This is a genomic window from Planomicrobium sp. CPCC 101079, assembly GCF_007859275.1.
Classification (GTDB): Bacteria; Bacillota; Bacilli; order Bacillales_A; family Planococcaceae; genus Planococcus.
The window spans coordinates 38,647-55,363 of record NZ_VOHC01000001.1; the positions used below are offsets into that span (position 1 = coordinate 38,647).

19 protein-coding genes are annotated in these 16,717 nt (G+C 44.2%); 14 read left to right on the forward strand and 5 right to left on the reverse strand.

Annotated elements, in window-relative coordinates:
• Nucleotides 1-22: 22 nt before the first annotated feature.
• The 10 genes from ribE (at nucleotide 23) to FQV28_RS00275 (ending at nucleotide 10,686) form a co-directional block, all read left to right on the forward strand.
• Nucleotides 23-652 (forward strand): riboflavin synthase, encoded by a 630-nt coding sequence (gene ribE / locus FQV28_RS00230; protein WP_146493586.1) that lies wholly within the window; start codon nucleotides 23-25, stop codon nucleotides 650-652.
• Nucleotides 653-667: 15 nt separating this feature from the next.
• Nucleotides 668-1,861 (forward strand): bifunctional 3,4-dihydroxy-2-butanone-4-phosphate synthase/GTP cyclohydrolase II, encoded by a 1,194-nt coding sequence (locus FQV28_RS00235; RefSeq protein ID WP_146493587.1) that lies wholly within the window; start codon nucleotides 668-670, stop codon nucleotides 1,859-1,861.
• Between the two features lie 13 nt (nucleotides 1,862-1,874).
• On the forward strand, nucleotides 1,875-2,339 hold the full coding sequence (gene ribH / locus FQV28_RS00240) for a 6,7-dimethyl-8-ribityllumazine synthase (RefSeq protein WP_146493588.1): 465 nt from the start codon (nucleotides 1,875-1,877) through the stop codon (nucleotides 2,337-2,339).
• A 273-nt stretch (nucleotides 2,340-2,612) separates the two neighbouring features.
• The gene (locus FQV28_RS00245) at nucleotides 2,613-3,164 is read left to right on the forward strand and encodes a histidine phosphatase family protein (RefSeq protein WP_146493589.1); all 552 of its coding nucleotides are present in this window, start codon (nucleotides 2,613-2,615) and stop codon (nucleotides 3,162-3,164) included.
• Between the two features lie 91 nt (nucleotides 3,165-3,255).
• On the forward strand, nucleotides 3,256-5,076 hold the full coding sequence (locus FQV28_RS00250) for an LTA synthase family protein (protein ID WP_146493590.1): 1,821 nt from the start codon (nucleotides 3,256-3,258) through the stop codon (nucleotides 5,074-5,076).
• Between the two features lie 70 nt (nucleotides 5,077-5,146).
• Nucleotides 5,147-6,160: a GTPase gene (locus FQV28_RS00255; RefSeq protein WP_146493591.1), complete on the forward strand. Its 1,014-nt coding sequence runs from the start codon at nucleotides 5,147-5,149 to the stop codon at nucleotides 6,158-6,160.
• Between the two features lie 268 nt (nucleotides 6,161-6,428).
• Nucleotides 6,429-7,109, forward strand: coding sequence for a response regulator transcription factor (locus FQV28_RS00260; RefSeq protein WP_146493592.1), 681 nt, complete (start codon nucleotides 6,429-6,431; stop codon nucleotides 7,107-7,109).
• Nucleotides 7,090-8,505, forward strand: coding sequence for a sensor histidine kinase (locus tag FQV28_RS00265; protein ID WP_146493593.1), 1,416 nt, complete (start codon nucleotides 7,090-7,092; stop codon nucleotides 8,503-8,505). Before FQV28_RS00260 ends, FQV28_RS00265 begins: the two co-directional genes overlap by 20 nt.
• 115 nt (nucleotides 8,506-8,620) lie before the next feature.
• Nucleotides 8,621-9,484, forward strand: coding sequence for a peptidylprolyl isomerase (locus FQV28_RS00270; protein ID WP_186763741.1), 864 nt, complete (start codon nucleotides 8,621-8,623; stop codon nucleotides 9,482-9,484).
• An 11-nt stretch (nucleotides 9,485-9,495) separates the two neighbouring features.
• On the forward strand, nucleotides 9,496-10,686 hold the full coding sequence (locus tag FQV28_RS00275; RefSeq protein ID WP_146493595.1) for a S1C family serine protease: 1,191 nt from the start codon (nucleotides 9,496-9,498) through the stop codon (nucleotides 10,684-10,686).
• A 90-nt stretch (nucleotides 10,687-10,776) separates the two neighbouring features.
• Here FQV28_RS00275 and FQV28_RS00280 read toward each other — a convergent pair whose 3' ends face one another.
• Both FQV28_RS00280 and FQV28_RS00285 read right to left on the reverse strand, forming a co-directional pair.
• Nucleotides 10,777-10,986: a hypothetical protein gene (locus FQV28_RS00280; protein ID WP_146493596.1), complete on the reverse strand. Its 210-nt coding sequence runs from the start codon at nucleotides 10,984-10,986 to the stop codon at nucleotides 10,777-10,779.
• A gap of 40 nt (nucleotides 10,987-11,026) precedes the next feature.
• Nucleotides 11,027-11,737 carry a type 1 glutamine amidotransferase domain-containing protein gene (locus tag FQV28_RS00285; protein WP_146493597.1) on the reverse strand — a complete coding sequence of 237 codons (711 nt, stop codon included), beginning with the start codon at nucleotides 11,735-11,737 and terminating at the stop codon, nucleotides 11,027-11,029.
• A gap of 190 nt (nucleotides 11,738-11,927) precedes the next feature.
• Here FQV28_RS00285 and FQV28_RS00290 point away from each other — a divergent pair, with 190 nt between their 5' ends.
• From FQV28_RS00290 to FQV28_RS00305, 4 genes are all read left to right on the forward strand, one after another.
• The gene (locus tag FQV28_RS00290; RefSeq protein ID WP_146493598.1) at nucleotides 11,928-12,347 is read left to right on the forward strand and encodes an organic hydroperoxide resistance protein; all 420 of its coding nucleotides are present in this window, start codon (nucleotides 11,928-11,930) and stop codon (nucleotides 12,345-12,347) included.
• Nucleotides 12,348-12,520: 173 nt separating this feature from the next.
• Nucleotides 12,521-12,835, forward strand: a complete 315-nt coding sequence (locus tag FQV28_RS00295) for a hypothetical protein (RefSeq protein ID WP_146493599.1) — start codon at nucleotides 12,521-12,523, stop codon at nucleotides 12,833-12,835.
• A 27-nt stretch (nucleotides 12,836-12,862) separates the two neighbouring features.
• Nucleotides 12,863-13,687, forward strand: coding sequence for a manganese catalase (locus FQV28_RS00300; RefSeq protein ID WP_146493600.1), 825 nt, complete (start codon nucleotides 12,863-12,865; stop codon nucleotides 13,685-13,687).
• A gap of 60 nt (nucleotides 13,688-13,747) precedes the next feature.
• Nucleotides 13,748-14,443, forward strand: a complete 696-nt coding sequence (locus FQV28_RS00305) for a YqjF family protein (protein ID WP_146493601.1) — start codon at nucleotides 13,748-13,750, stop codon at nucleotides 14,441-14,443.
• A gap of 25 nt (nucleotides 14,444-14,468) precedes the next feature.
• Here FQV28_RS00305 and FQV28_RS00310 read toward each other — a convergent pair whose 3' ends face one another.
• The 3 genes from FQV28_RS00310 to FQV28_RS00320 form a co-directional block, all read right to left on the reverse strand.
• Nucleotides 14,469-14,861, reverse strand: coding sequence for a DUF2512 family protein (locus FQV28_RS00310; protein ID WP_146493602.1), 393 nt, complete (start codon nucleotides 14,859-14,861; stop codon nucleotides 14,469-14,471).
• A gap of 96 nt (nucleotides 14,862-14,957) precedes the next feature.
• The gene (locus FQV28_RS00315; protein ID WP_146493603.1) at nucleotides 14,958-15,833 is read right to left on the reverse strand and encodes an SDR family oxidoreductase; all 876 of its coding nucleotides are present in this window, start codon (nucleotides 15,831-15,833) and stop codon (nucleotides 14,958-14,960) included.
• Between the two features lie 171 nt (nucleotides 15,834-16,004).
• Nucleotides 16,005-16,613, reverse strand: a complete 609-nt coding sequence (locus FQV28_RS00320; RefSeq protein WP_255472742.1) for a superoxide dismutase family protein — start codon at nucleotides 16,611-16,613, stop codon at nucleotides 16,005-16,007.
• Between the last annotated feature and the right edge of the window lie 104 nt (nucleotides 16,614-16,717).

Consider the following 16,717-nt stretch of genomic DNA (forward strand, 5'->3'; position numbering starts at 1 on the left):
CAATTAAAGAGGAGGCACCTACATGTTTACGGGAATTGTAGAAGAAGTTGGGAAAATCACTTCTGTCCGCGCAAAACCGCAGGCAATGGAGCTGACAATCGCCTGTTCGCTTATTCTAGAAGACGTGAAGCGGGGAGACAGCATTTCCATCAACGGCGTCTGTTTGACAGTATCGACGTTTACCAGCAATACGTTTACAGTGGACGTTATTCCGGAAACAGTTAAATCGTCTGCGATTGCCGGTTTGAAAACCGGTTCCCGCGTCAATTTGGAACGGGCGATGCCGGCGAATGGCCGGTTCGGCGGCCATTTTGTCAGCGGCCATATCGATGGCATCGGTGTGATCCGGGCTGAGAAAAAAGAAGCAAATGCTATTACTAAAACGATTGAACTGGAACCGCATCTTATGAAATACATGATGCTGAAAGGTTCGATAGCAGTTGATGGCACTTCGCTTACCGTTTTTGGTGTCGGACATAACACAGTGACCATTTCATTGATTCCAACAACGCAGCAAGATTCGCTGTTAGGGGAAAAGGGAATTGGCTCCCGCGTCAATATTGAATGCGATATGCTTGCAAAGTATACAGAGCGCATTCAAACAGCAGAACCGAAAATGACCAAAAACTGGTTATCGGAACACGGATTTTAATTGGAGGCGTTGCAAATGTTTTATACAGTGGAAGAAGCTGTCCGCGATTTGAAAAACGGCAAAGCCGTTATTGTCATTGATGACGAGAACCGCGAAAATGAAGGGGACTTTGTCGCATTGGCCGAGTTTACCACACCTGAAATGGTCAATTTAATGGCGACTGAAGGCAGAGGGCTGATTTGTGTTCCGGTCGATGAAACTATTGCTTCCCGCTTGAAAATCGGTTTGATGACTGACAACAATACAGATGAATACGGTACAGCCTTTACGATCAGTGTCGACCACAAAGATTCGACGACAGGCATCAGCGCATTCGAGCGTTCGCATACAATCAAAAGCATGATTGACCCAAATGCCAAGGCATCTGATTTCAAACGGCCAGGTCATGTGTTTCCGCTGATTGCAAAAGCGGGAGGCGTACTGCGCCGCGCCGGCCATACAGAAGCTGCGGTTGACCTGGCAAAACTTGCAGGTTCTGCGCCTGCCGGAGTCATCTGTGAAATCATGAACACGGACGGCACAATGGCCCGCGTCGATGATTTGCAGAAAGTGGCTGAGCGGTTGGGCCTTGGCATCTTGACAATTCAGGATTTAATATCCTACAAACAAAAAAATGAAAAACTTATTAAACGTGAAGTGGAAGTTGCACTGCCGACGGAATATGGAGTTTTCCGCGCGGTCGGCTATACGGAAGTGCTGACTGGCCAAGACCATGTAGCGCTTATAAAAGGCGATATTGACCCGGAACAAGCTGTACTGACGCGCGTCCATTCCGAGTGCTTGACGGGCGACGTTTTTGGCTCCAACAAATGCGATTGCGGGCCGCAGCTGCATGCCGCTCTAAAGCAAATCAATGAAGCTGGCTCTGGGATCTTATTGTATATGCGCCAGGAGGGCCGCGGCATTGGGCTCATCAATAAATTGAAAGCCTATGAACTGCAAGCGCAAGGCTACGATACGGTTGAAGCCAATCAAAAACTCGGCTTTGCCGATGACTTGCGCGATTATGGCATCGGTGCGCAGATCCTGCGCGATCTTGGCGTGAAAAAGATGAAGCTGTTGACCAACAACCCACGCAAAATCGCCGGCATCGGCGGTTATGGCCTGGAAGTAGTCGAGCGGCTGCCGATTGAAATGCCGACAAAAGAAGAAAATGAAGTGTACATGAAAACTAAAAAATCAAAGCTCGGCCACATGCTGAACTTTTAAAGGAGAATGGATTATGACGGTTTTATACGAAGGATATTTAAATGGTGAAGGCCTGCGCATCGGTATTGTAGTTGGCCGGTTCAATGAATTTATCACAAGCAAATTACTGGGCGGAGCGCAAGATGCATTAAAGCGCCACGGCGTTGAAGAAGAGAACGTTTCGATCGCTTGGGTTCCTGGCGCATTTGAAATTCCGCTTGTTGCCAAAAAAATGGCGATGAGCGGCAATTACGACGCGGTCATCACACTTGGTACCGTTATTCGCGGTGCAACTCCGCACTTTGACTATGTCTGCAGCGAGGTGGCCAAAGGCGTATCGAGAGCAATGGACCAAGCGAACATACCGGTCATTTTCGGAGTCTTAACGACTGATTCGATTGAACAGGCAATTGAACGCGCAGGCACGAAAGCGGGCAATAAAGGCTGGGAATCTGCAGCTGGAGCAATTGAAATGGCGAATTTGATGAAAAAACTATAAAAAACTCCGGAGCTTTCAAATGCTCCGGAGTTTTTTTGCTTCAAAAGATTTAATTTAGGGAAAAGGGACTGTAATGGACCATTGTTATATCTAGTGAGTTATGCTTACGGATCACACGAACAGGCCGTTTATTAAAATGATTAAATGAAGAATTGAGAAAGAAAAGGTATACTAATCTTAAAGATTCTTTATATACAGAAAAAGATGGCTTCACAAGACAAATTGCCAGGAGAAAAAAGAAATTTTCAGGAAATGGAATTAGGAGAGAGGAACATGGAAAAAACATTATATTTAGTGCGGCACTGCAAAGCAACTGGCCAAGCTCCAGAAGCACCCCTGACAAGCGAAGGGGTAGAGCAGGCGGAAAGGTTGGTCAGGTTTTTCAGAGGAAGAGAAATTTCCAGTCTCATTTCCAGTCCGTTTGTCCGCGCAGTCCAATCAATTGAACCTTTAGCAAAAGAACTGAAGGTAAGCGTGGAAATTGATGAACGGCTTGCTGAGCGGGTGTTAAGCAACGAAGACTTGCCGGATTGGCTTGAACGGTTAGAGGAGTCATTTCAGAAACTGGATCTGAAACTAGCTGGAGGAGAATCCGGAGTTGAAGCGATGGAAAGAGGAGCAGCCGTACTGGAAACAGCACCGAATCATTGTGTATTGGTCACTCATGGGAATATGATGGGCCTTTTGCTTAAGCAAATTGATATCAGTTTTGGATTTAAAGAATGGATGAAGCTTTCAAATCCGGATGTATATGAAGTGAAGATAAAGGATGGAAACAGAACAATCAACCGTTTATGGCAGGAGGATTCTGACGGGAAAATGTGAAGAAGGAAAAAGGAGTTTCTTGTGAGTGATTCCTCCTCTTTTCATGCATCTTTTTTCTTGGTTTTTCGTTATTCAAAAGGAGGTGATTTCTATGAAAAAACCAACTGCCTTCTCTTACTTGAATTTATTTTTACTATTATTTATTAAAGTCATTGCATTTAGAGTACTGATTTTTGACACGAAATCTGTGGTGACCGTTGCATTTATCGAATTTCCAATGTGGGCATTATTGTTTGCACTTGTATTGTTGGCAGTCAATAAAAGGGTATGGCTAACAATTTGGATCTACAACTTCCTAGTCTCAGTTATTTTCTTTACGGTAACTCTTTATATTCGTTATTATTCTACCATTCCTTCTTATTACGATCTTCAGCAAACAACGCAGTCGGGTTCTGTCGGCAATACGATTATGATGCTGTCAAATCCATTCGATTTTTTGTTTTTCCTGGATGCCATACTTGTACTGATTTTCGCGCGCAAGTGGGCAGCGCCGGCAAAAACACAATCACTCAAATATGCGGCAGCTGGTTTAGCTTTGTTATGCGCCGCAACTACCGGCTATGCACTTAAACAGCCGCTTATCGATGTCTCTTATTTTGCGAAAGAAAATGGCTACCTTCAATCTCAATTGGTTCAGGTTTATCACCGCTCTAATGAAACAGCGCACGCATCGACGACTAAACTGTCGCCAAAACAATTGGAAGCGTTAAAAGGAAATGAATACGTGGAACTTGAACGGCAAAAGGCGTTTGGGCTAGCGAGAGATCGGCATTTGTTTGTCATTCAAGTAGAATCCCTGCAAAACTTCGTGATTGGGAAATCGTTGAATGGACAGGAAATCACCCCGCATTTGAATGAGCTTTTGAGTGAAAGTGCATACTTCCCCAATGTGTTCCAGCAGATTGGTGCGGGGACTACTTCCGATGCCGAATGGATTGTAAATACCGGTTTATATCCACAAGGAATGATTCCGACCGTCAATAGCCTAAACGGGAAAGCGGTGCCATCTCTTCCGCGCACTTTACAGAAACACGGTTATGGTTCCGCAACTTATCATGCGGATGAAGTGACGTTTTGGAACAGGGACGTTCTATATCCGGTTCTTGGTTATGATGAAGTGTATTCAACAGAAGAAATTCCGAATATCAAACCGGTGGGGTTTGGGCCGGCGGATGAAGTCGTATTTGACTTTGCAGCTGATAAATTGCAGAAACAGCTGAAGGATTATGAACGGATTTATTCCAATATCGTAACAGTCACCAGCCATACGCCTTTCATCATGCCTGAGAATATGCAAGGCCTGGATTTGCCTGCGGAATACGAGGATATGTATGTCGGCAATTATTTGCAGGCGATCCATTACACAGATGCGCAAATTGGAGCCTTTATTGAGGAGTTAAGGAGCCAAGGGCTTTATGATGAATCACTCATTGTCATTTTAGGAGATCATTCAGGCATGCACGGATCACTTGTTACTGAACAAGACGAACTTCTGCTCGAAAATTTCATCGGGCATCCGTATACGATAAAAGATCAGTTTACCATTCCCCTCCTGTTTACAGGCGGCGATCTGTTTTACGGAATTCAAATGGAACAGTTGGGTGGACAAGTGGATATTATGCCGACCATTTTAGCCCTACTCGGCATCGATCATGAAAATCCGATGATGGGCCATAACTTATTCCAGTACGAGAAAAACCTTCTCGGCATGCGGTATTATTTGCCAGGCGGTTCGTTTATCCAGTCTGAGCAAATCTATAAGGCTCCTGGAGCGAGAATGCCGGAGGTGCTGTATGATATGAAATCCATGGAGCCCCGGGGGAAAAACAGCGAGGCGAAAAAGCACATCCGCGATACCGATACGCTCTTGGATTATGGGGATTTACTGCTAAAACCTTACTTGGAAGATTGAGTTAATATACGCTAAAATACGAATTGTATATAATAAAAAGAAAATCAACGTTTAAGGGGGCAACCAGTACATGGTAAAAGAATTCGAAGAAGAAGTTATGCGCGTAATGGATAATATGTTCGAAACTGAAATGAAAAAAGTAAACGATATGCTTGAACAAGAACTGCTGATTTCGTTGATTGGGGAAGTGAACGCCGGAAAATCCTCGACAGTCAACAAAATTATTGGTGAAAACATTGCCAGTACGAACCCGATGCCTGGTGAAACCATTAGTGTGGATCCATACAATATCCGCGGCCTCGAAAATATCAAATTCATGGATACACCAGGACTGAATGACCCAAACGATGAAAACCCGAAAAAAACGCTTGAGTTCGTACAAAAATCGGATGTGGTGCTGTTCTTCTTGAATGCTGCAGGAACAGTGTTCTCTGACAGTGAGAAGGAAAAGTTCGAGGAAATTGAAAAAAATAATAAAGACATCTTGATCGTCTTGAACAAAATTGATGCTGCTGAAGATATTCCATCACTTGTCCAGTTCATTAAGAAACATACCAATAATAAATATAAAGTAGTTCCGATTTCTTCTAAAACAGGAGAGAACTTGGAAATCTTGAAAAAAGATATTCTTTTTTTGCTCGAAAAGAAGGGGAAAGATCTTCTCTTCGCTAAAAGCATGAAAGAAAAATCTGCGGCTGCTAACCGCTGGATCATCGGTTCTGGCGTTTCTGCAGGCATCATTGGAGCTTCTCCTATTCCAGGCTCTGATGTCATTCCCCTCACTTCGCTGCAAGTGGGCCTAATTATCCGCTTGTCGAAGTTATACGACAAGCCGTTGACCAAAAAAGCGGCGCGCGACATGATTGTTATTACCGCAACCCAAACTTTAGGTCATACTTTGTATCGGCAAGCGCTGAAATTTATCCCGGGAGCGGGTTCCGTTATCGGCGGCACTGTTGCTTCAGCGATGACACTGGCCCTGGGATACGGTGTGAAATATGCGTTTGAAAACAATATAGCCATCGATTACGACATGATCGCCGACTTGTTCGAGAAGTACAAAAAGCGCGAAAAAAATGCATAATGAAGTCCGAACCGCTCTTTCAATCGAAAGGGCGGTTTTTCAATTGGCTTGCTTCTTTGCAGAATGTGAATTACTTTTATAAATATCAATGTTGAAATGAAAAGCCAACTTTCATTCTGCTTCGTCCGCTTTGAAGGGCGAAGAAGGGTGCAAAATCATTGCACAGAAATGGCACAAATATCTTTTGATCCATGTCGTTATAATAGTTTTGCGGAATATCGGTAATAAATATTATTAATCGACTTACATAAATAACTGGAGGTACGTCATGAAAATTCTAGTGGTTGAGGACAATCCGAGCGTAAGTTCGATGCTGGAAATGTTTTTTTCAAAAGAAGGAATTGCCGGCGACTTTAAGGCAGATGGGCTTGAGGGGTATCGGTCATATAAAGCGAACGATTATGACTTGCTCATATTAGACTGGATGTTGCCGGGAATGGATGGTATGGCCTTGTGCCGGAAAATTCGGGAAGAAGGAGATTCGATTCCAATCATCATGCTGACTGCAAAAGACAGCGAATCGGACCAAGTTATCGGATTTGAAATGGGAGCCGATGATTACGTGACTAAACCGTTCAGTCCACTGGCGCTGATGGCGCGCATCAAGGCAGTGACACGCCGGACACAAAAAGCGGAACCAGTATCGGATATGATTCAAACCCAGCATTTTCACGTCAACAAAGAAACTCGCGACGTGCAAAAAGATGGAGAAAAGGTGCAGGATTTGACGCCGAAAGAATTCGACCTGCTTGTTTTTTTCCTGCAGCATCCTAAGCAGGTGTTTACCCGTGATCAGTTGCTGGAGCAGGTCTGGGGCTATCAATTTTATGGGGATGAACGCACCGTCGACGTCCATATCAAACGGCTTCGCAAGAAAATAACCGGGGGCGATAAACTGTTTCATACGGTTTGGGGAGTAGGGTATAAATTTGAAGAAGCCGAGAATTAAGTATTTTTATCAATTGATTGGCAGCCATTTGAGCATTCTCCTCATTGCGCTCCTGATTTTGAGCATCTTATTTGTGCAATATGTGGAGGAGTTTGCCTATGAAGAGAAAGCTGGGGAGCTGGAACGTTATGGTGAACAAATTTTGCGGGAGCTTGAACGCCCTCGTCCAGGGACGGATCTTCAAACATATGTGTCGCTGCTGAAGGCGCAAGGAATCGACTTTATTGTTTTTGACCAGCAAAGCCGTGTGCTCTACCCGTTTTCTGAAGCCTTTCCGCCAATCGATTTGACTGAAGAAGAGTGGAACATCATTGAACAGGGAGAAACGCTCGTTGTGAACAGGGATGTAGAGCGCTTTGAAAATACGATGACTTTCGTTGCTCTGCCTTATGTCAGCGATGGAGAATTGGTGGGGGGAGTGTTGCTGGCCTCTCCTGTCAGCGGAACGAGAGAAATGATTTCCGAACTCAATAAAACACTTGTAACCGCTATTTTGATTGCTCTTGCAGTTGCTTTGCTGCTTAGCTTGTTGTTGTCGAAATTGCATGTCAGCCGTATCCAACGCATGCAAAAAGCGACATCAATGATTACGAATGGCCGTTATGATGTGAACCTTCCAGAAACGAATTTTGATGAAATCGGCGATTTATCAAGGGACTTCAATAAAATGGCCAATAAGCTTCAACAGTCGAACGAAGAAATTGAACGTCTTGAAAACCGCAGACGCCAATTTATGGCGGATGTGTCTCATGAAATGCGGACGCCATTGACCACTATTGCCGGTGTTGTTGAAGGTTTGCGCAATAATATGTTTGAAGAAGACCAACGTGAAAAAGGCATACGCTTAGTAAGTGATGAAACCAAACGCCTTATCCGGCTGGTCAATGAAAATCTGGATTATGAAAAAATTCGGTCCAATCAAGTGACGCTCACCAAAGAAGAGATCGAGTCGGAAGAATTGCTCGAAATCATTCAGGAGCATCTTTACCTGCAAGCGGAAGAAAAAGGCAACCACATTGAAATCGAGCCGGAAGCAGGGACAGTTATTTATGGGGATATGGACCGGCTGATTCAAATATTGACAAACATTGTCAAAAATAGCATTCAGTTTACCGATCATGGCCAGATTTTCTTGCGCGCTTTCAGAGAACCGGCGCATATGGTAATTGAAGTGGAAGATACCGGTGCCGGCATCGAGGTCGAGGAAATTGATTTGATCTGGCGCAGGTTCTATAAAACGGATTTCTCGCGGGGCAGCGGGCAATTCGGTCTCGGGTTGTCAATTGTCAAACAGCTGGTAACTCTCCATGACGGCGATATTCAAGTGGAAAGTATAAAAGGGCAAGGGACGAAATTCACCATCCGCTTGCCGCATAAAAAAGATTCGGAAGCTTAAGCTTCCGGGTCTTTTTCTTTTATGAAAGTTTACATCTCTATTCAAAGTTCGTTCATAGTTTGTTCATAACTGCTTGATAATATGGGTTTAACGAAAAGAAGAAAGAGGGCTGAACATGAAAAAAGCAATGTATATCGCAATGGGAGCTGTGTTGGCTGCAGCTATATTTTTAATGGCAGGTTTTATTCAGAAAGATGCAGTGGCATCCGTAAATGGGACTGATATCGATAAAGAGGAACTATACGAAGAGTTGGTAGTTGCGAATGGAGCAGCGGCACTTGATACAATGATTTCCGATGAAATTGTCAAACAAGAGGCAGAAAAAGCGAATGTTGAAGTGACGCAAGAAGAAATTGATGCGGAAATGAAAATATACGAAGAACAGTACGGCGGAGCCGAAGCGCTAGAATCGGCAATCGAGACAAGTGGAATGACAGTGGAGCAATTGGAAGAGGAAATGAAGAGTTACTTGCTGATCGAAAAGTTGATCGGACCGGACATTGAAATAACGGATGAGCAAATTGAAACATATTTTGAAGAAAATAAGGAATCCTTCGCGCAAGCGGAACAAGTTGAAGCGAGCCATATTTTAGTGGCAACGAAAGAAGAAGCTGAAGAAGTAGCCAAGAAGTTAGAGGACGGCGGAGACTTCGCTGAGCTTGCAGCAGAATATTCTACTGATACAGCAACCGCGGAAATTGGAGGCGAACTTGGGTCCTTCGGAGCTGGTGAAATGGCAATAGAGTTCGAAGAAGCTGCTTTTGCAATGGCGGTGGATGAAATCAGCGAACCGGTAGAAACGGAATACGGATTCCATATCATCAAAGTGACAGGCAAAACCGAGGCGGCAGAAGCAAACTTGGAAGACAATAAAGAACAAATCAAAGAAATCTTGTTTGACGAGGCATTGAACACGCAGTATGCAACTTGGATGGCAGAGAAAAAAGAAGCAGCAGACATTGAAAACAGTCTTGAGTAGGAGGAAATGAAATGGGATACTATAACTCACCTGAGCCAAAGAAAAAACAAAAAGGATATTTTGCTTCAAGCTTTACTGGATTGATTGCGGGTGCACTGCTTGTCGGAGTTGTGCTTCCAGGCTTCACTGATTCGGATGCGGCGGTACAAGAAAATACAACTGCAGCGGTGGAATCCGCTAGCAATATCCAAAACGTTTCCTCTGTTGTAACAACGGATGTGACGAAAATCGTAGAGAAAAACTCAGCTGCAGTAGTAGGAGTGACCAACATGCAGACTGCAGCACAAAATCCATTCGCCCCTGCAGCGCAAACAGAATCTCAAGAAGCGGGAACAGGATCTGGTGTCATTTATAAACAAGAAGGCGATTCTGCTTATATTGTTACGAATAACCATGTCGTTGAAGGCGCTGAAGAAGTGAAAGTGACATTGTCGGATGGGACAGAACTTGCAGCGGAAGTGCTTGGCGTGGATGTCTGGACTGACTTGGCCGTATTGAAAGTTGCAGGCGATTCAGTGGCCGCAGTTGCGGAATTTGGCGATTCTTCTGTATTGAAACCAGGTGAACCAGTTGTCGCAATCGGCAATCCGCTCGGCCTTCAGTTTTCCGGTTCCGTAACGACAGGAGTTGTTTCCGGGACAGAACGTGCGGTGCCAATTGATATCAATGAAGATGGAACAGAAGATTGGGAGTCAGAAGTTATTCAAACGGATGCAGCGATCAATCCGGGCAATAGCGGCGGTGCACTCATCAATAGCCAAGGACAAGTCATCGGCATCAATTCGATGAAAATTGCTCAAGATGCTGTAGAAGGAATCGGGCTTGCAATTCCGATCAATGCAGCAGTTCCGATTATTGAAGACCTGGAAACAAAAGGGGCAGTTGAACGGCCATCAATGGGGGTCTCTATTATGGATTTGGAGCAAGTGCCAGCGGAATACCGCCAAAGCCAATTGAATTTGCCTGAGGATATCGAAGGCGGCATCGTTGTTCAATCTGTATCACCGGGATCTGGAGCAGAAGATGCCGGGCTTCAAGCCTATGATGTCATCGTAGAAATGGATGGAGAAGCTATCAACACAGTGCTTGACCTTCGCCAGCATCTATACAACGAAGCAAAAGTAGGAGACACAGTAGCTGTCAAAATATACCGCAATGGAAAAGCTATGGACCTTGAGGTTGAATTGGCAGAAAGCTTATAGTAAACAGAAAATCCCTCGTCAAATGACGAGGGATTTTTTATGTTTAACAGTAAGTTTGTTTTGCCGAAAAAACTGATTGCTCAAAAGCAATCAGTTAAGAAGGCCGAACATATCGGTACTTACTAAAACAATGATAATAATGATCACCAGAATAACGAACGCTACTAAGCCGCCTTGAACCTTGCCGTATTCCTTAACATTTGGTTCTTCTATGCCATCTTTTTGTTCCGGAGAGGGTTGCATCGTCTCTTTGTTTTCTTTCATGTATTTTTTTTCACTATTATTATCATTTTTAGCCATAACTATTCCTCCTTACTCTTTCTCGAAATAACCATCTAACTTATGGATTGCTGAAAAAAGCGTCCTCTTTTTCCTGTTCGCGCTGAGTCAGTTTTTTAGCGAGTTCTCTTCCAAATAAAGCAGAGGAATGCGGATCTCTGCCTGTCAAGATCTGTTCGCTGCCCCATACAATATGTTCTTTTTCACCGGAACCGTCAGAGTAATTTGCGATTTTTCGCAATTCATCTTCCAGACTGAAAGGCAGCAAGCCATCCACTGCTTCCGGTTCTAGGTCATTCGGATAACCGGTTACGTCCAGTCCTTCCAAAATGCTGCGCCCTTCTTTGGTTTTTGTGTAGATAAGCGGAGCTGGGCCATGGCATACAGCCGAAACGATTCCGCCATGTTCGTAAACAATATTGATGATGGCATGCAAATCTTTATTATGTGCCAAGTCAAACATAGCGCCATGCCCGCCGACAATAAAAATGGCGTCATAATCGCTTGCTTTAACATCAACAATCGGCGTTGTCTTATCGGCAATTCCCGATTCGTACAATTTTCTGTATTTGCCTTCCGGATCGTAATCCTCAGACAAGCTTATTGGATCGACAACCGGTTTGCCGCCTTCTGGTGAAGCAAGGCCGACGATATGCCCTTCTTCCTGCAATGCCAAAACAGGTTCAAAAAGTTCTTCTGCCCACCATCCTGTAACGTAATCATTTTCTTCATCCACGTATCCACCTGATAGAACGGCCATTACTTTTGCCATAGTATCTTCCTCCCCGGAATATATTACCTATGTCTTCTTTTACCCTTTCATCACATCCTGAAACGTGACGGCTTATGAGGGACAAAGGCAAACGAAAATCAAAACCATATCAATTGACTCTGAGTGGCAAAACAAGTACGTTTTAATTGTTTAGAATTTTTAAAAATAAAAAAAGGGAAGAGGTTGAAAAATGTCAGCATTATTCACGACTTCTGTTTTAGCAACTGGTGGACGATCAGGGAGAGTAGTATCAGAGGACAATATTATTGATTTTCAATTGGTTTCTCCAAAAGAGCTTGGCGGCCCGGGAGGAGATGGCACAAATCCCGAACAGCTTTTTGCAGCAGGTTATGCTGCATGTTTCGATGGCGCACTCAACTTGGTCATCCGTAAAGAAAAAGCGGATGTAAGCAGCACATCCGTCAAAGCGGATGTCCACTTCTTAAAAGACGAAGCAGACAACGGCTATAAAATAGGCGTTACGCTTAATGTTTCCGTTCAAGGCGTTGAAGAAGAAGAGGCAAGAGAGCTTGTTGAGAAAGCTCACCAAGTCTGTCCTTATTCCAAGGCAACAAGAGGCAATATTGATGTAGAACTTAAGTTGACTTAATACAAAAAGAGGGAGATCCGTTATTCGTGCGGGTCTTCCTCTTTTTGGATTTTAGTTCTAGGCATTAAGTCTTTTGTCTCGGTTTTTCGAATAGTTTGATATTGGGTTTTAAACAAAAATGGCAGGGTATTCAAATAATGCACTAAGATAACTGTTAATGAGGAGGAGGTCATATGGGAAAAGAGGAAAATCGCAAAACGGATCAGGAAGAACTAGAATCGATGAACAAAAAAGATTTCAATGCCGGTGGAAATGATTCCGATTACGACGGAGGCCACCCGCAAGATGTTTCTCCCCAAAGCGGTAACCAAATCAATTCCAGTGAAGAACGTTTAAACCGGGAAGAAGCAAGCCGCAGCGAAGATGCTGCAAATTCTTTCAATGCCGGCGGAAACGATTCCGATTATGACGGAGGCCACCCAGACGATGTTTCATCGGACAGCAAGGGAAGCGTCAGCTCCGAACACTCTAACACAAAAGAAGATTAATAATGAAAATACCAGGAGGTTATGTCTATGTTTTTTCACAGAAGTGAGCTTCAATTCGAATCAAAACCAGATGCACCAGATGCGGTATTTGCCAAGAAAGTCCAAGAATTGATCGGCGGCCAGTTTGGTGAAATGTCTGTGGCGATGCAATACTTATTCCAAGGGTGGAGCACCCGTGGAAATGAAAAATATAGAGATTTATTGATGGATACTGGAACACAGGAACTTGGCCATATCGAATTGCTTGCAACAATGGTTGCACGATTGCTGGAAGGAGCACCTGTCTATGAACAGGAAAAAGCTGCTGCTGACCCGATTATCGGTGCGATTATGGGTGGAATGAATCCTCAGCACGCAATTGTACATGGGTTAGGGGCATCTCCAAAAGACAGTAATGGAGTCCCATGGAATGCAGGCTATATCGTGGCAAGCGGGAACTTATTAGCTGACTTCCGTGCTAACGTCAATGCTGAGTCCCAAGGGCGCTTGCAAGTTGCACGCCTTTATAGCATGACGGATGACCGAGGTGTAAAAGACTTGTTCTCATTCCTCATTGCACGTGATACAATGCACCAAAACCAGTGGCTGGCAGCGATTAAAGATCTTGAAGCGAAAGAAGGCCCAATCGTGCCATCAACTGTTCCGCCGGAATGGGAAGCAACTCAATATTCACATATTCTTTACACAAATACTGAAACAAGCACCGCTTCACAATTGCCATGGGTAAGCCAGCCGGCTCCAGACGGGCATCCGATTACTGTAGAAGCGCCTACACCGTTAGCAGGAAGACCGGTATTGAAACCAGGTCCGCCAGAGTCTCATGATACTTTGCCGGCAGAAGACGCAAAATAATATATAAAATAGCCTCTTTTGAATAGAGGCTATTTTTTATGGGAAAGGAAGGATGCCGGTATGGAAAAGCCCTGGATTATGACACAGGAATGGCATCATGTTCTGTTTATGCATTGGGCGCTTGCCCCTCAGCTAGTTAAGCCGAATATTCCGGACGAGCTTCAATTGGATCTGTACGGTGGGCATGCATGGATCAGCGTCGTCTTATTTAAAGCGAAAGGGACGCGGCCGCGTCTACTTCCGCCTATCCCCGGAGCGCGAACTTATCTGGAGTTGAATGTCAGAACCTATGTGAAATACAAAGGGAAATCTGGCGTTTTCTTTTTCAGTTTAGACGCCGATAGTCCTTTGGCTGTAAAAACCGCCTCAACGGGAAATTTTCTTCCTTACCGCCATGCAAAAATGTCCTTTAAGAGGTACAGGGAAACATGGAGGTTTAAAAGCAAGCGAACCCATAAAGGTTCATTCCCTGAGATCTTGGATCTTTCTTTTCGGACAATCTCTCCGCCTATTGCAAAAAGTGGACTTGAAAATTGGCTGACCGAGCGCTACTGTTTATGGACAAAGCCAAAGGATCAGCTTTTTCGGGTGGACATCAAGCATTCCCCATGGCAGCTTGCTTATGTAAAAGGAACGGTTTATCGCAATACAATGGCGAGTTTTCTGCCTGTGACTTTCCCGCAGGAGCTGGCCATTGCCCATTATTCCGAAATGAAAAAAGTCCGGTTTTTCCCGCCTGTTCTTGAATTGCATTAAAAAACCGGAGCCAATGCTCCGGTTTTTAGTATCTTTTCGGTTCGTGTTTTAATGTATGAGATGTTTCTTTGTTGCCAAATACCCGTTTTGACAAATAAATATGGAAGAACCATTCCCCGACTGCAATCAATACTGCAGAAGAAAGAGCGGCCCAAAAAGGTGAAAAGTCAGGATTTTCAACAAGTGCCATCAATAATAGCCAAATCACTACAAAAGACAGGACTAAATCGCCGCCTGATGCAATTTTGTTGGAGGTTCTCCGGTAAATGACCAAATCTCCAATATATCCAAGGACACCTACTGCCAGGGCAATAAGGGCAATGTCGCCAACCTGCACACCAAAAGCAATTCCGAGGACGATGAACAACACGACAAACGTCATCAAATATTTCATGATGAAAGCTTCAACATGCCTCAATTCTTCCACCTCCTTCAACGTGTTCTTGTAGTATTTGTATACCCCGGTTTCTATAAAAAACTCAAGAAATCATAAGAAAGTGGAGCAGGATAGAACTTAAGAAGACGTGAAATCGCCGCCATTGATATGGATCGCTTGGCCGGTAACGTAAGTGCCGTCTTTTGATGCCAGATAAACATAGGCAGGAGCTACTTCAGCCGGTTGGCCGCGACGTTCCAAAGCAGTATCGCCACCATGTTTGCCTACCTTCTCTTCACCGAAAGATGCGGGAATCAGCGGCGTCCAAATAGGGCCGGGAGCTACAGAGTTTACTCGAATTCCTTTTTCTGCCAGACTTTGCGAAAGGGAACGAGTAAAAGCTGTGATTGCCCCTTTTGTAGATGAATAATCAATCAGTTCAGACGAGCCGCGATAAGCGGTAACAGATGACGTATTGATGATCGAATCGCCTTTCTCTAGATGGGGAAGGGCAGCTTGAGTCAAATAGAACATGGAGAAAATGTTGGTTTCGAATGTTTCTCTTAATTGATCTGGTGTGATTGCTAAAAAGTCATCTTGTGGAAATTGTTTAGCAGCATTATTGACCAGAATATTCAATTGCCCGAATTCGCCGATCACGTCTACTATTAATTGGTTGCAATTCTCGACATCACTGATATCAGTAGCCTTTTTAAAGCAGCGTACACCGTATGATTCAACGACTTCAGCCGTTTTATCAGCATCTTCGTGTTCGTCCAAATAGGCAATTGCGACATTGGCGCCTTCTTTTGCGAACGCGACAGCTACTGCCCGTCCAATTCCGCTGTCTCCTCCAGTGATTAACGCCACTTTGCCTTCAAGTTTTCCAGAACCTTTATAGTCTTTATCGTCGTATATCGGCTCAGGATCCATTTCACTTTCCAATCCTGGTTGTTTTGACTGGACTTGCGGTTCTACTTCTTCATCGATTTTTTCGTACTTATCGTTTGTCATGAGCAGTTCCTCCTTGGAAATTAGATTTATGATAGTTATTCCCGAATGCGCTTGGCATAAACGTGAGCAGGGATTCGAGTGTGAGATAGTGATGCAGCGTTTTCCTAAAAAGCAAAACTGCCTGAATGGAAACATAAAAAAAGAGCGGACATTGTCCGCTCTTCAATATCATTATTGAGTTTCTCCGGTTACTATACCACACGCGACACGTTCTGCTGCATCTTCTTCAGCGTAAACTACCAAAGAAGTGCCGCCTTCTTTCAACAAAGAATTTTCTGCATCAGTTTTCATCGAAACATCTTGGACAACAAACTCATCTTTGGCAGTTCCATCATCGCCAACTTCGATTGTCTGCATGCCGCCTGCAAACGGTTCACCAGCAGAATCAAAACCAGGAGTTTCACACTTTCCGGCATCATGGAACTGAATGCCATGTACCCCGGTTTCCAGATTCTCTAAGTTGAGCGCAACACCAACTCCATCGCTTTCAGTAGTCAATTCAGCGGTTCCGACGGCATCACCATCTGTATTCAGCATTTCTACTGTAGCCATTAAAAGGTCTTCACTGGAACCTTCGTCCTGATTATCTTCTGCTTCTTCACCATTTGGAGGATTTTCTTGTCCTTCATCCATTTTTTCGTCTTCAACTTCAGTTGCTCCATCCGTTTCCGTTGGAGGCTCGGAACTGCCGGTATTAGTGCTTCCGCCGCCACAGGCGGAGAGGATCAAAAGAAAAGCTAGGGTGATAAAAAGCATAGGCAAACGCTTCATTGGTGTCATCATCTCCTCTTCGAATAACGTGCTATTCTTCATTACACATATTTGTCAGAAAATAAACACGTTTTTGCTAAAGCAGACCTTTTGTAGGAGGTAATCCACTTGTA